15 protein-coding genes are annotated in these 13617 nt (G+C 55.2%); 6 read left to right on the top strand and 9 right to left on the bottom strand.

Annotated elements, in window-relative coordinates; all coding sequences use genetic code 11:
* Positions 1 to 198 precede the first annotated feature (198 nt).
* Positions 199 to 507 (bottom strand): (2Fe-2S) ferredoxin domain-containing protein, encoded by a 309-nt coding sequence (locus ACWIUF_RS19850; protein ID WP_448574267.1) that lies wholly within the window; start codon positions 505 to 507, stop codon positions 199 to 201.
* A 127-nt stretch (positions 508 to 634) separates the two neighbouring features.
* On the opposite strand from ACWIUF_RS19850, the gene ACWIUF_RS19845 reads away from it, so the two are divergent.
* On the top strand, positions 635 to 1333 hold the full coding sequence (locus ACWIUF_RS19845) for a class I SAM-dependent methyltransferase (protein WP_448574266.1): 699 nt from the start codon (positions 635 to 637) through the stop codon (positions 1331 to 1333).
* A gap of 25 nt (positions 1334 to 1358) precedes the next feature.
* Complete coding sequence (locus ACWIUF_RS19840; RefSeq protein ID WP_448574264.1) at positions 1359 to 2333, top strand: hypothetical protein; 975 nt, start codon at positions 1359 to 1361, stop codon at positions 2331 to 2333.
* A gap of 201 nt (positions 2334 to 2534) precedes the next feature.
* On the opposite strand, the gene ACWIUF_RS19835 is transcribed toward ACWIUF_RS19840, so the two are convergent.
* From ACWIUF_RS19835 to ACWIUF_RS19810, 6 genes are all read right to left on the bottom strand, one after another.
* Positions 2535 to 2951 (bottom strand): YidH family protein, encoded by a 417-nt coding sequence (locus ACWIUF_RS19835; RefSeq protein ID WP_448574263.1) that lies wholly within the window; start codon positions 2949 to 2951, stop codon positions 2535 to 2537.
* A gap of 24 nt (positions 2952 to 2975) precedes the next feature.
* Positions 2976 to 3389: a DUF1622 domain-containing protein gene (locus ACWIUF_RS19830; protein ID WP_448574262.1), complete on the bottom strand. Its 414-nt coding sequence runs from the start codon at positions 3387 to 3389 to the stop codon at positions 2976 to 2978.
* Positions 3390 to 3660: 271 nt separating this feature from the next.
* Complete coding sequence (locus ACWIUF_RS19825; RefSeq protein WP_448574261.1) at positions 3661 to 3822, bottom strand: hypothetical protein; 162 nt, start codon at positions 3820 to 3822, stop codon at positions 3661 to 3663.
* Between the two features lie 99 nt (positions 3823 to 3921).
* Positions 3922 to 5292, bottom strand: coding sequence for an MATE family efflux transporter (locus ACWIUF_RS19820; RefSeq protein ID WP_448574260.1), 1371 nt, complete (start codon positions 5290 to 5292; stop codon positions 3922 to 3924).
* Positions 5293 to 5574: 282 nt separating this feature from the next.
* A complete protein-coding gene (cbiE, locus tag ACWIUF_RS19815) occupies positions 5575 to 6819 on the bottom strand; it encodes a precorrin-6y C5,15-methyltransferase (decarboxylating) subunit CbiE (protein WP_448574259.1) in 1245 nt (414 codons plus the stop codon).
* 55 nt (positions 6820 to 6874) lie between these two features.
* Entirely contained in the window at positions 6875 to 8641 is a 1767-nt protein-coding gene (locus ACWIUF_RS19810; protein WP_448574258.1) for an ABC transporter ATP-binding protein, read from the bottom strand.
* Positions 8642 to 8971: 330 nt separating this feature from the next.
* Here ACWIUF_RS19810 and ACWIUF_RS19805 point away from each other — a divergent pair, with 330 nt between their 5' ends.
* Genes ACWIUF_RS19805 through ACWIUF_RS19790 form a run of 4 tightly spaced genes read left to right on the top strand, consistent with a single transcriptional unit; the run spans position 8972 to position 11612 of the window.
* Positions 8972 to 10225 carry a sensor histidine kinase gene (locus tag ACWIUF_RS19805; RefSeq protein ID WP_448574257.1) on the top strand — a complete coding sequence of 418 codons (1254 nt, stop codon included), beginning with the start codon at positions 8972 to 8974 and terminating at the stop codon, positions 10223 to 10225.
* Positions 10189 to 10569 carry a sensor histidine kinase gene (locus ACWIUF_RS19800; RefSeq protein WP_448574256.1) on the top strand — a complete coding sequence of 127 codons (381 nt, stop codon included), beginning with the start codon at positions 10189 to 10191 and terminating at the stop codon, positions 10567 to 10569. Before ACWIUF_RS19805 ends, ACWIUF_RS19800 begins: the two co-directional genes overlap by 37 nt.
* Positions 10566 to 10796 (top strand): DUF167 domain-containing protein, encoded by a 231-nt coding sequence (locus ACWIUF_RS19795; RefSeq protein WP_448574255.1) that lies wholly within the window; start codon positions 10566 to 10568, stop codon positions 10794 to 10796. Before ACWIUF_RS19800 ends, ACWIUF_RS19795 begins: the two co-directional genes overlap by 4 nt.
* Positions 10797 to 10799: 3 nt before the next feature.
* Positions 10800 to 11612, top strand: coding sequence for an alpha/beta hydrolase (locus ACWIUF_RS19790; protein ID WP_448574254.1), 813 nt, complete (start codon positions 10800 to 10802; stop codon positions 11610 to 11612).
* 186 nt (positions 11613 to 11798) lie between these two features.
* Here ACWIUF_RS19790 and ACWIUF_RS19785 read toward each other — a convergent pair whose 3' ends face one another.
* Together ACWIUF_RS19785 and ACWIUF_RS19780 are read right to left on the bottom strand one after the other, a co-directional pair.
* Positions 11799 to 12644 carry a tetratricopeptide repeat protein gene (locus ACWIUF_RS19785; protein WP_448574253.1) on the bottom strand — a complete coding sequence of 282 codons (846 nt, stop codon included), beginning with the start codon at positions 12642 to 12644 and terminating at the stop codon, positions 11799 to 11801.
* 67 nt (positions 12645 to 12711) lie between these two features.
* On the bottom strand, positions 12712 to 13428 hold the full coding sequence (locus ACWIUF_RS19780) for a calcium-binding protein (RefSeq protein ID WP_448574252.1): 717 nt from the start codon (positions 13426 to 13428) through the stop codon (positions 12712 to 12714).
* Positions 13429 to 13617: the final 189 nt, after the last annotated feature.

Here is a 13617-nt window from a genome sequence, read left to right as displayed (position 1 = left end):
CCCTCAGCGTCCGCCCCCAAGCGATCGCCGCCCCCGACAACCGCAGGTCCTCCTGTAAAAATCGCTGTAGTGCTGCCGGTAGTGCTGACATGACCCCTTCCCAACCCAACAATATGAGAAAAAGACAATGTTTGGTGATACCAGTATCCGACTGGATTTCCCCCTTTTCGGTGATCCCCGTCATGTTGAGCTTGTGATTCAATCATTTTCTATCGAGCACCGCGCATGATACTTGGGGTACAACATTGCCTTGACCGGCTGTCCACCCCGCAAATGCTGCACAACAATATCGGGCACCTCTGCCACCTGCACTCGCCAATACCACATATCCTCCGGCAACACCCGCACCATCGGCCCATTGCCACACTGCCCCAGACACGCACTCGCCTGAATCTGCACATCGGGCAACACATACCGCTGCAAAGCCGCCAACACATTCACCGCTCCCTGCTTGCGACAAGTACGCTGCTGGCAAACCAAAACAAGGCGGGCAGGGACAGATTCCATCGCAACAACCACAAGCAATACCCCCATTCTCTCAGACAGCGATGACCTTGCGAACATCCCCCACGGCCCCCAGTCAGGGGTAAGCTGCAATTAAAATGAGCTAGCAATCGCTCAATTAGCTCAAACAATGACTGTGAAAACAGATTACTTGAGCCATGACTGGGGTTACCAAAAGTACAAAGCGGAAGGACGATTTGGTTGGACAAGCGAGGCAGATCATATCCAAACCTTACGCCCGCGTATCCTCAACCTGATTCAGACCCTCGCTATTCCCCAAGGCAGTCGCCTGCTTGAACTCGGTTGCGGCACTGGCGATTTAGCCATCTTTCTGGCTCAACAAGGATTTGCTGCCTATGGCATCGACATTGCGCCAACCGCCATTGCTTGGGCAACTGAAAAAGCGACCCAACAAGCCACAACTGTCAATTTCACAATCGGGAATGTTATTGATTTATCAGCCTATACCGATCAGTTCTTCCAACTGGTCATTGATGGGCTGTGCTTACACTGTATTATCGGTAGCGATCGGCAGCGTTGTTTAGCCAATATCTATCGGATTCTCGAACCAGGCGGCTGCTTTTTTGTGCAGACCATGTGTGGAGAAGTTAACGACAACCAGACAACACATCATCATTTTGATCCAATTTCACGCTGCCTAATCAACCCAGAAGGTATTGCTATTCGCTATATTGGCATGCCTGATGCAATTGTGTCAGAAATGAGTGCAGTTGGGTTTCAGATTCAGCAAATCGAAATTGTACCAAGAGAAACAGCAGCGGCTCAAGATGATTTGCTCGTACAAGCGATTAGACCAAGGATAGAATAGACTCGGAGACACCCACCCATACCTCATGACCGAAACCCGCACCGATTACGATGGTCCCTGGAAGGACATTCTAGAGACCTATTTCACCGACTTTATTGCCTTTTTCTTCCCCTCTATCTATGCCGATATTGACTGGTCCAAAGGCTACGAATTCCTGGATAACGAACTCCAACAAATCGTGCGTGATGCGGAACTGGGTCGTCGCCTTGCCGATAAACTGGTCAAGGTCTGGCGCAACAGTGGCCAGCAAACCTGGGTCCTGATTCATCTGGAATTACAAAACACGGATGAAGATGCCTTTTCGGAACGGATGTTTGTCTACAACTATCGCCTGCGCGACCGCTACAACCTTCCCGTTGCCAGCCTCGCCGTCCTGGGCGATGACAACCCCAACTGGCGACCCAACTTGTTCAATAGTGAACTCTGGAATTGTCAGATCGACTTCCGGTTCCCGATCGTCAAACTGCTAGACTATGGACAGGACTGGGCGGCGCTGGAGCAATCCATCAATCCCTTTGCGATCGTCGTCATGGCCCATCTCAAAGCTAAGGAGACCCGCAAGGATCTGGGCGATCGTCAGCGGTGGAAACTGACTCTCGCCAAACAACTCTACCAGAAAGGGTTCGCGCGTACCGATGTCATCAATCTCCTGCGGTTCATCGACTGGGTAATCCAACTGCCCCAAGACTTAGAGAAAAGCTTCTGGCAAGAAATCTATAGCTATCAGGAGGAAACCAACATGCCTTACGTCACCAGCCTCGAACGCATGGCTAAGGAAGAGGGTTTGCAGCAGGGAAGGCAGGAAGGACAACAGCAGGGCCTCCGCGATGGGTTGCTTGCCGGTATCGCTGTCGCCCTTCAGTTGCGGTTTGGGGAGGCGGGTTCACAACTGCTGCCGGAAATTCGCACGATCGAGCCAGTGGCAACCCTGCAAGCCATCCAGGAAGCTTTACTGACGGCCAACTCCCTCGACGAAATCCGGCAGTTGTACAGCAACTAAAACTGAGCCAGTGGCCCGATCGCAAACGACCAGATCGGGCCAGTCAGTCTAGGCCAATTGGAAGCGACGGGCGATCGTCACCACCGCTGGCAATACGGCGATCGCTCGCATCATTCTCAATCGGAATGCTTAAGCAACCATCCCGGCAAGGGAAAAAGTTCATCATGGAACAGAAGAAAGCAGACCTAGAGCAATGAGCGGTTAACGCCCTAGCGCTTTGAGGAAAATGCCGAGAAAACTCAGCACCCCCACCGCCAGCAAGGCGATCCCCACGTACTCGGCGGTGTTTGAGCTACTGTACACATAGCGATCGCTCTGGATGCGGGCCACAATTTGGCGATGCTCCTTCAGCGCCGCAGCCATCGCAAAAATGCCAATGCTGATAAATAGCAAACCAATGCCATTGGCCCAGGGATGGAAACTGATGCGATCGCCCAACCGGGTCGCTTCGATCGTTTTAACAATCGTGGGAATACCAAAGCCAAAGCCAATCAACGACAAGGCCGTGCGAATCCAGGCCATCAGCGTGCGATCGGCAGCGGCGCGGGTGCGCTCCTTAGCCAGTTCGTTGGCGAGGTTATAGGGATTAGGATCGGGTGGCGAGGGAAGAGGTAGCACGGTTTTAGATACTAATTTGAGACACTAGGAGAATAACTCTGGGCTAGGTGGGGGTTGTTGGGCGAGATAAAGAGCCGCCTTTTCCGCCTCTAACTCCCGCGCCAAAAACACATTGAGAAACGTCCGAATCACCGCTAGTAGAGCCAGACTGCCCAGGGCTTCTAAGGACGGAGCAATGGTCGTATTGGCAATGTCGGCCCCCAACTGAAACTCTAGGGCCAACGAGAGCCACAGGCCAAAATTGAGCCTGACTTTGGCCAGGGACATCTCTGGATCGCGGGCGATGCGCCAGTTGTGAAAATAGCGACCCCACCGCTGCTTGACCGCGAGTTGTAGGGTCGTCACTAGCCCGACCAAAATGCAGAATACTGAGATGCCTTCCAGAATCAGGGCTAATGAACTGGCCAAACCAAGAACGAAGTGCTCTAACAATTCCATCGCAAGTCCATTTTTTCTGCTAGTAGCGGTGAGTCAGGGGTAGAGGCTTGGCCAGGAGATCGCCCTGGAAGGCGATGAAGGTCAGATACCGCATCCAAGCCGATAGCGGTCTTGTCCTTGCCAATCCCAGCCTTTCTAGTGTTCAGTCAAAAAAATAATGACGGGTTGCAAATCCACAAATGTTATATTAAATCGATATCCTAGGGGATATTTACCCGTCAATAATTAATTGACTAAGCACTAGTTCTGTGCCGTGGGCATTTCCGACTCCTCAATCGATCGGGATCAGCGCCTCCGCCCACCAGTTGGGGGGGTACCTAGACACAGGTGTGTCGGTGTCGGGGCTGGTGGTTGCCGCGACGGCTCCTGAAACTTGGCGCGTGGAAAGTGCTAAGAAAAAGCCAACTAAACCGGTGCGGGTTGTAATATTCACAATTCTTGCTCCTGTATTCCAATGAAGTTCTGAATGTTTGATCGATGGCAATCGATTCGGAAATGGGCCGCACACCGATTCAGTTAAAGCGCCTTGTCGTCAGATAGAAACTTGATACCAACGCGTGCGATAGACAATTATCACTAACACCACAAAACGTACCACCCAATCGCAGGTAGACCCCCACCAAACTCCCAACAAGCCCCAGTCCCAGACAAATACAAAGAGACTCGTCGTCAGTAAGCGCACCACACACCAACCGAGGAGGGTAATCAGCAGGGCTAAGCGCGTCGCCCCGGCCCCCCGTAACGCCGCCTCCAGGATGATCGCCCCCGCCATAAACGGTTGGGCGATCGCCGCGATCGCCAGACACGGTACGCCCAAGGCCAAGAGACGCGTATCCGTGCTAAAGAGTCCCAACAAAGCCGTGGGCGCCATCAGAAAGAGTAGGCCGATACCCGCTAATAAGCTAATCGCCCCCAGCATCCCCACCCATACACTCTGCAAGGCCACCGCAGGAGCCTGCGCCCCCAATTGCTGCGCGACGATAACTGCCACTGCCACCCCCACCCCCTCGGCGGCCACATAGCTGAACTCCTCAATCCCAACGACCGCCGTATGGGTCGCCATTGCCACGGCCCCCAACCCCGTGATGATCGCGGTAAACCCTAAGTAACTCGCCCCCCGGACTAGCCGCTCACCCAGCACTGGCAGCGATAGCCGGACCAGGCGTTGCAACACCGCACGATAATTCCCTAGCGCCGCCGCTCGCTTAACCATAGGTGCCAATAACTTCAGCATACCCACGCCACGGCAGAGGACCCAACCCAGCAAACTGGCATTGATCACGATTGCCACCGCACTCCCGATCGCAGCCCCCCGCATTCCCAAACGGGGCAAACCCAGATGACCAAAAATGAGCACATAATCCAAGCCAAGGTTGACGCTATTCGCCAAGAGCGCCACGAGAAAGGGGATGCGGGTATTACCTGCGGCTTGAATCAGGGCGGCGAGCGTCATCGCCAATAAGTGGATGGGCAACACAAGTGCGACGATCTGCAAATACTGGTAGGCAGCAGCTTGGACGGCTGGCTCAACCCCAGGAAACAGATTGACAATACCCGCCAGACTCACCCCACTCACCAGGGTCGCGATACTGCCTCCCCCTAGGGCCAGCCCCAGACTGACTCGCGCGGTCAGCACGGCTAAAACAGTGTCCTGCGCCCCGATCGCTCGTCCCACCAAAGCAACTGCGCCAACGGTAAAGGTCGATAACAGACTCATCACCACCCAAAACAAGGCAAGCACCAACCGCATCGCCGCCAATGCTTCGGTGCCATAATGCCCCAAGAACATCTGGTCTACCAATACCAATAGCGTTTGCAGTTGGGATTGGGCCATCACGGGCAAAGCCAGCCCCAACAGTCGGTAGCCGATTGGTGGTGATTGCTTGATTGGTTTAGTCATCATCGTCGCTCACACAGAAAAAGCGCCTTATTCAGACTGGAGAGCTAACTTGAGGATGACATAAGCTAGAGGCTAGATAGTCATTGCCTAGGCTAGGATTGGGGGCAGCGAGACAAGTAGCCAGTGATCCTAGCAACTGCCTTCAGGGTAAGGTAGCCGCCTGAGACCTGCCCATTTGGGTACTACAGCCGTTCCCTCTTTAATGCAGTCCTGTCAAGCCTTATAAACAAGAGGCTTCAGCCCCTTGTCTGTCCCTCACCAGGTATGGACATGCGGTAGACTTCTTCATGGCCATCTTCCGTGAGGGCAACCTGCCTGCACCACAATCCATTGCGTCACTGGTGCCATTGCCTTCCAGCCCCAAAATTTACCGACGGGTTCTGCCCGCTGAATCGCAATCCGGGTTAGGTTGCCGCCCCACCGCTCACGCCCCTGAAAAAGCACTTGTTCACTCTCAACAGTGACGGCATTAGCCACTAGGCGACCACCAGCCCGCAACGATCGCCAGCAAGTTTCTAGCAAATCAGGTGTGGTCAGTCCACCCCCAATAAAAATGGCATCGGGTTCGGGTAGGCCTTGGAGGGCACCTGGGGCTTCGCCAGCCACAACGTGGAGATGGGGAACCCCTAAAGCACTAGCATTATCGGCAATATATTGCAAACGGGTAGGGTGCTGCTCAATGGCGATCGCGCGGCACCGACGATCGCTGCGCAGCCATTCAATCGCGATCGCGCCGCAGCCTGCCCCCACATCCCACAGCAGTTGTCCCGGTAAGGGCGCAAGGGCAGCTAGCGTAACGGCGCGAACTTCTTGTTTGGTGAGTTGGCCATCGTGGTAGTAAGCCGTATCAGGGAGGCCAGGGGTGTGGGGAGGGTAGGACAGCGGACCTGGGGCAGCGGGCGCGGCGGTTAGCGTCAGGGCGATCGTATTGAGATCGGCAAGCTCAGGCGTTGTCCAGGTGGCAGCGGTGCCTGCGGTGATGCGTTCATAAGGGCCACCCAGGCGTTCCAGAACCGTGAGTTGACTGTCGCCGTAACCTTGGCGGGTCAGGCATTGAGCGACGATAGCAGGTGTGGTTCTGTCGGCGCTGAGAAGCAGGATTCTGGCACCGGGGTAAAGCACAGCATTTAAGAGGGCCGGATCGCGTCCGCAGAGACTGAGGGTCTCAACCTCAGTCAGTGACCAGCCCAGACGGGCACAGGCAAGGCTAAAGGCAGAGGGAGCAGGAACAATCGTCATTTCGGCCACGGGAATCTGGCGGCTCAGGGTCACCCCAATGCCGTAGCACATGGGATCGCCACTGGCCAATACACACACGGCCTGCCCCCGACGCTGAAGGATGTGCTGTACGGAGTCGGCGATCGGGGCCGTCCAGCGGAGTTTTTCCCGCTGATCGTCGGGGGGTAACAGGGCCAGATGGCGATCGCCCCCCACGATCACGCTGGCCTGAGCCAAGAGCGATCGCCCCACGGGGCTAACCCCCGCGAGTCCATCCTCGCCAATCCCCACGATCGATAGCCACTTTGGCATTGCCTCTCCTTTAGGTCCCCCTTTGACCCGGTCGGCCCATTTTCTGACCCCCGCATCAGGTTAATAATGCTTCTAGCTTTTGCCGATCCCAGAGTGAACGGTATAAACCAGGCCGATCGTATAATTCAGCATGGGTCCCAATTTGCACAATTTTCCCCTCATCCATGACAAAAATACGATCGGCCATTGCTGCCGCCGACAGTTGATGGGAAATAAAGATCACCGTTTTGCGATCGGTCCCAGTGGAAAGGTTACGCAGAATTTCGGTTGCCGTCTGATTATCCACACTCGACAGGGCATCATCCAGGATCAAAATCGGCGCATCCACTAACAAGGCACGGGCGAGGGCCGTCCGCTGGCGTTGTCCGCCGGATAGGGTAATCCCCCGTTCTCCCACCAAGGTTTCATATTGTTTTGGAAAATTCAAAATTTCGGCATGGATTTGGGCCTGCTTCGCCGCATATTCAATGTCCAATTGTTCGGCATTCGGTGCGCCATAGCAAATATTATCTTTCACCGTCGCACTAAACAAAAAACTTTCCTGCGGCACATAGGCGATCGCCCGTCGCAGGTCTGACAACCGAAGTTGGGTGATATCGTAGCCATCCAGAAATAACTGGTTAGGCGCAATCTCCAACAAACGGGGGAAAGCATTAGCAAGGGTCGATTTACCAGAACCGATCGGCCCCACGATCGCCACGGTTTCCCCCGCTTGAATCGTAAAGCTCAGGTCGTTTAAGATTGGCTGCGCACTGCCGGGATAGCGGTACGTTAAATGTTGGGCGCGTAACTCGCCGCGAACCTGCTCAAGGGGCAGGGCAATCGCGGTGGGCGTATCGCGAATTTGGGGTTCAACCGTCAGGATCGACTCAATGCGATCAATGCTCACTTCTCCTCGTTGGTAGACCGTAATCGTAAAGCCCAGTAGGGCAGTGGGGAAGGCCAGTCGTTCCACATAGAGCAGCATCGCCACAAAATCCCCCACGCTAATTTTACCAGGAGCAACAGGGGTTGCGGGGCTAATAATCGTTGTGCCTAACCAGAGCAATAGCAACAGGCTAACACTCGCTAAACCTTCCAAGAGGGGAAATAAAATATTTCGGGTGCGGGCGAGGGATAAATTGGCCTTCAGAAGGGCTTGGTTTTGTGTCCTAAAGGCTTGCCGTTCGTTCTCCTCCTGGGCATAGATTTTAATCACACTAATGCCGCTGACATCTTCCTGGATCAAGGTACTCAGGTCTGAAAGTTCTTCCTGCACGGCCTGCTGTTCATCCCGCAAGCGATGGCTGAAGAGTTGTACCAGGATGAGCATCAGTGGGTAAACTGCGATCGCCAATAAGGTCAAACGCCCATCGATCAGCAACATGAGCGGCAAGGTCATGCCATAGGCAAAAACGATATTGGCTAAACTCAGGACAGCAAACCCCAGCAAACGCCGAATATTATCGACATCACTGGTCGCACGATTGATGAGATCCCCGATCGCATTTTGTGGGAAATAAGCCGGTTCCAGGGTGAGTAAATGTTCAAAGATGCGCTGTTTCAGGTCAAATTCTACCTGCCGCCCCACCCCAAAAATCGCCACGCGCGAAACCATACGAATGCACCACATCACCGAGGCCAACACCAGGATAACGCCCACATAAAACCCCACACGGCTAAAGCGAAAATCAGCCTGCAATTGGTCGATCGCGTCGCGAATCAGCAGGGGAATGTAAACGCCGATCGCATTCACTAGCAGCAGCGATCCGATCCCCAAACTCGTGCGGAACCAATGGGGCCGCAGGTATTCAACCAGTTTACGCAGACGAGATTGACGCATAGAGCAACGATAAGGGCAGGCGAGAGATGTTTCCCCATGCTAGACGAATTGATATCCCCACTGCGCTAAAGGCATCGAGATTCCGCCGCCCCAGGATTGAGCCTGCCGCTGCCTTGCGTCAGCCTTCCGAGGGGATTAAGTTGCGCCTGCCGCTAGACCAGGGCCTGCCCACGGCACGGGCATAGCCCCACCAGCCCCGATCGGGGTTTCTCCGCGTCTTTACAGTTTCTTCACTTTTATTGCCTAGTCTTCGTATAGTCCTGATACATTTGGCCATTGTTATAGAAACAGATGGCAACAGTGACATTCCCCTCAGTGAGCGATCGAGCAATGACTAGCCCCAAAGTCGGCAATGCCAGACCCACACCCGCGATCGCGATGGCCGTCACGGATGCTGGTACGAAGCCATCTCTGTTTAGTAATCGCTTGCCCCATCCCACTGGAGCAATCACAGCGGCACCCTCTGCCACCCTCGTTGATCTGATGGCACGACGCGAGAACCTACTGTTACGGCTGTCGCAGCAAATTCGCAATGCGCCCCTCGACATTGATACGAGTTTAGCGGTGGCCGTTCGCGAGGTGCGGCAATTGTTTAACCTCGATCGCTGTTATTTCCTCTGGGGCTGGGCAACGACTACGGATGCTGCCGATACGCCCCCACCCCACGGGGTCCTGGCGGTTACCCATGAGGACAAGCATGAGGAATTGGCCAGTTTGGTGGGAGAGTGTTCCCCGGCCCAAATTGCGAGTTTATGGCCCTACCTGACCCAGTATCAGGTACTCCAGGTAACGGATCTGGCCCAGGCGACGACCCTAGAGCCGGGACTTCAGGCAGTACTGCGAACCTGGGGGATGACAGCCCAACTGCTGGTCCCCATCGAAACGCGCTCAGGGCAACTGGGGGCGATCGTCTGTGGCCATAGCTATCCCCACCATTGGCAGGCGGATGAATTGCGGTTGCTTCAGGCAATTACCACCCAACTGGCGATTGCAATGGATCAGGTCGAACTCCATGCCCAAACCCGTGCGGCAGCAACGGCAGCCCAAACCCACGCCCAACAATTAACGGAAACCCTGGAGAATTTACGAAAAACCCAGTTGCAACTCATTCAAAGCGAGAAAATGTCAAGCCTGGGGCACCTCGTGGCCGGTATTGCCCACGAGATCAATAACCCCATTAACTTCATCAATGGCAACCTAACCCATGCCAACAGCTATTTCCATGCTCTACAACAACTGATTCAGGCCTATCAGCACCACTACCCAACCCCCGCCCCAGAGCTACAAGCCTATATCGAAGCGATCGATCTCGAATTTGTGCTGGATGACTTTTCCAAACTCTTGAGTTCCATGCAGATTGGGACGGAGCGAATTCGCGAGATTGTCTTATCGCTCCGCAACTTTTCGCGGCTGGATGAGGCCGAGCTGAAACCCGTTGATCTGCACGATGGCATCGATAGTACGCTGTTAATTTTGCAAGGCCAACTCAAACCCAAGGGGGCCTGGGGGGAATTCAGCTCCAGAAAGACTATGGCGAGCTGCCCAAGGTGGAGTGTCATGCCAGCCAGATTAATCAGGTGTTAATGAATCTCTTGAGTAATGCGATCGATGCCGTGGCCGATCGTCCCGATCCCCGTTGGATTAAGATCACCACCAAGCTGGGGGTAGCAGCGGCCATGCCAACCTGCGAGGTCGTTAAAATTACCATTCAGGATAACGGAGTTGGCATACCAGAGTCGGTGCGCGAACGCATTTTTGATCCATTTTTTACCACCAAACCCGTGGGGCAGGGAACTGGCTTGGGCCTGTCGATCAGTTACCAAATCATTGTCGAAAAGCACCGGGGCTGGATTTACTGTGACTCAACCCCTGGGGAAGGAACCAGCTTTACGATCGAGATTCCGGTCAAACACACCCCGGCACCATGAAGAAACAGGTTAAGGTTAAACCGAGTGCCAAGCGGCAACAGGTGACGGCGCAAGCCGATGGAAGTCTCACTGTTCATCTCAAATCTCCCCCGATCGCGGGGAAAGCCAATCAAGAACTGATTCAAGTTTTGGCCGATTACTTTCAGGTTGCTAAATCCCAGATCGCGATTCACCAGGGCAGCACAACGCGCACAAAGGTGATCACCATTGAGACGGAGAGGGGCTAAGCCATGTGGAAACAACTCCTCATTGGTGACTTCTCCTGGCAGCGGCTTCTGAGTTCGGGGCTGCTCATCTATGGTGCCCTGTGTCTATGGGCGTGGTTGTTCACCGATCGCCAAATTTTCCTACCGCCGCCCGCCACCTATGGCGATGAGGGCCAACTGGTGTGGGTCCCCATGCCCAACGACACCCACCTAGCCGCCCGTTATTTGCCCCAGCCCGGTGCTACCTATACGATTCTCTACAGCCACGGTAATGCCGAAGACCTCGGCCAGCAACAACCGGTCTTCGATCGCCTGCACCAGTTAGGATTTGCTGTCTTTGCCTATGATTATCCCGGCTATGGCCTTAGCCCCGGTCGGCCCACCGTTGGCAATGCCGAACAGGCGATCGTTGCCGCCTATGATTACCTGACCCAGGTTGCCCAGATTCCCCCCGGCCAGATTATTGCCTATGGGCGATCGGTGGGGGGCGGCCCGACCCTGTTCCTAGCCAGTCGTTACCCTTTGGGAGGCGTCATCCTGGAAAGCACCTTTGTGTCGATCTTTCGGGTGGCGGTCCCCATCCCCATTCTGCCCTTTGATAAATTTCCAAACCGGGCACGTTTGCGACACGTCACCGCCCCGCTCCTGATCATGCACGGGACCCAGGATGAGGTGATCCCCTTCTGGCATGGCCAGGCCCTCTTTGCCGCTGCCCCAGATCCCAAGCAAGCCCTCTGGGTGGAGGGGGCAGGACATAATGATTTTGCCTGGGTGGCGGGCGATCGCTATGACCGGGCGATTCAGGCTTTTCGCGATCGCCTATCCCGACATCCCTAATTCAAAAATCAAAAATCAAAAATTTTTCAGGGCGGGTTTATCAGAACGATCCGTTGCTCCGAACACGTTGGGTACAACCCGCCCCTACCGCCATGTTTCAGGGCGGGTTTATCAGGACAAGCCGTTGCTCCGAACACGTTGGGTGCAACCCGCCCCTACCGCCAAAACCCTCTCTCCTCTCTCCTCTCACCGTTCCTCCCTTAACTGCAAAAACTGCTTTAGCGCCGCAACCATTGCCGGCGGCCACCGCCGGATCGATCGCACCCATTGCCAATCTTGGTAGCGCGGATCAAGCCCTACCACCGCCACCCAGTTACTTTCCGCTTCTCCCTGTTGCCCTTGTGCCCACAGCACGGCAGTGAGCGCCGCACGAGCATCCGCGAAGTTGGGATATTTGCGCACGAGCCGCCGCAGGGTTTGCAGGGCCTCGCCAGCCCGATCGGTTTGGTATAGGGCTAAGGCGTAATTAGTTTGGGCCGTAATATCGGTAGCCTTGAGCGCGATCGCCTGTTGGTAGTCCGCGATCGCGGCTGACCAGTCCCCTAGACCCGCGTAGGCATTCCCGCGATTATTGTAGGCATCGGCATCCTGAGGATTCAGGCTCAGGACCTGGTTATAGTTAGCGATCGCCGCCTGCCATTGGCCCAACCCCGCTAGGGCAATCCCCCGATTGAGGTAGGCATCGGGCAGATCGGGGGCTAGCTCAATCGCCCGGTTATAGTCGGTAATCGCCGCTTCTAGTTGATTTTGGGCAATCCGGATATTGCCGCGATTGCTCCACGCTGCTGGATGATCAGGGAATTGGGCGATCGCCTCACTGAAATAACGATCGGCACTGGCTAAGTCGCCCGCTTGCAGGGCTTTAAACGCTTGGCGAAAGAGACGTTCCCCGTCCGTATCGGTTAACTCAGCGAACTGGGCCACCGCCACCGCAGCCCCCTGGGGATAATCAGCCGCTAGAGCGGGGGCCATCAACCCATCCCCAAACCCCCCCAGCCAACTGAGCAACCCCATTAATACCGCCAGCCCCATGCCAAATCCTATCCGTCTCCATCTGGTTAACACGCGGCGCTCCTTCCTGGTTTCCCTCGCTGGTCTTCTAAATCGTAAAGCGTCCCAGGGAATTGAGAACCTCATCCGAGATATTGATGAAGTCTGCGGCGATAAAGTCATTGGGCCGGATATCAAACACGATCGCCAAAGCACTGCCATCAAAATCGCGAATCACCGTATCCGTGGCGCTGCCCCCACCAAAGTTAAACCCACCCTCAAACCGTAGGTCTGGGTACTTCACCTCACCCGTCAGGGCAAACACATCTTCACCCGGTGTAAAAAAGAAGCGATCGACCTGATCCAGATCAAAGCTAGCCTTGCGATCGAGAATCACCAGGGTATCGTTGCCTAGCCCGCCGTTGAGGGTATCGACGCCATCGTCGCCCACGAGGATATCGTTACCCCCACCGCCAAAGAGGCTGTCATTGCCCTTGCCACCCCGCAACGTATCGCTACCCGGTCCCCCCTCCAGGCTGTCATTGCCAAGGTCACCGCGCAGAATATCGTTCCCCCCGTCGCCAGCGATCAAATCATTATCCTTGCCGCCGAGGATACGATCGTTGCCATCACCGCCAAAGAGGCGATCGGCTCCCTGATTCCCAAACATCAACTCGCTGCTGCCCGCTCCCCGCAGGGTATCATTCCCGCCCAGGAGCCAGACCCCCCTAGGATAGGGATTCAACTGATCCGGGGATAGGGTCTCGTTATCGTCACCATTGGTGCCCAGGAGACGACCATTACGCGTATCCGGAGTGAGTGCCATCAGTTTACCTCTGCAATTAACGTCTGAATTCGCCCTGGCGGCTGGGGCTACGGCTGCGCGACTGTGAGGCAGCATGACAGGAATGAGCCATTAGCAGGCTATCAGAAAGTGTGCTGAGCCAGTACAGTCACGCCCTGCCCCTAGCCCTTACCCAGCCTAGTGTTGCCCCTCCCTGACGCCACCCATACC

The sequence above is a fragment of the Trichothermofontia sp. genome (assembly GCF_053493415.1).
The sequence above is the reverse complement of the archived record's forward strand: the minus strand, read 5'-3'. Positions and strand labels throughout refer to the sequence as shown.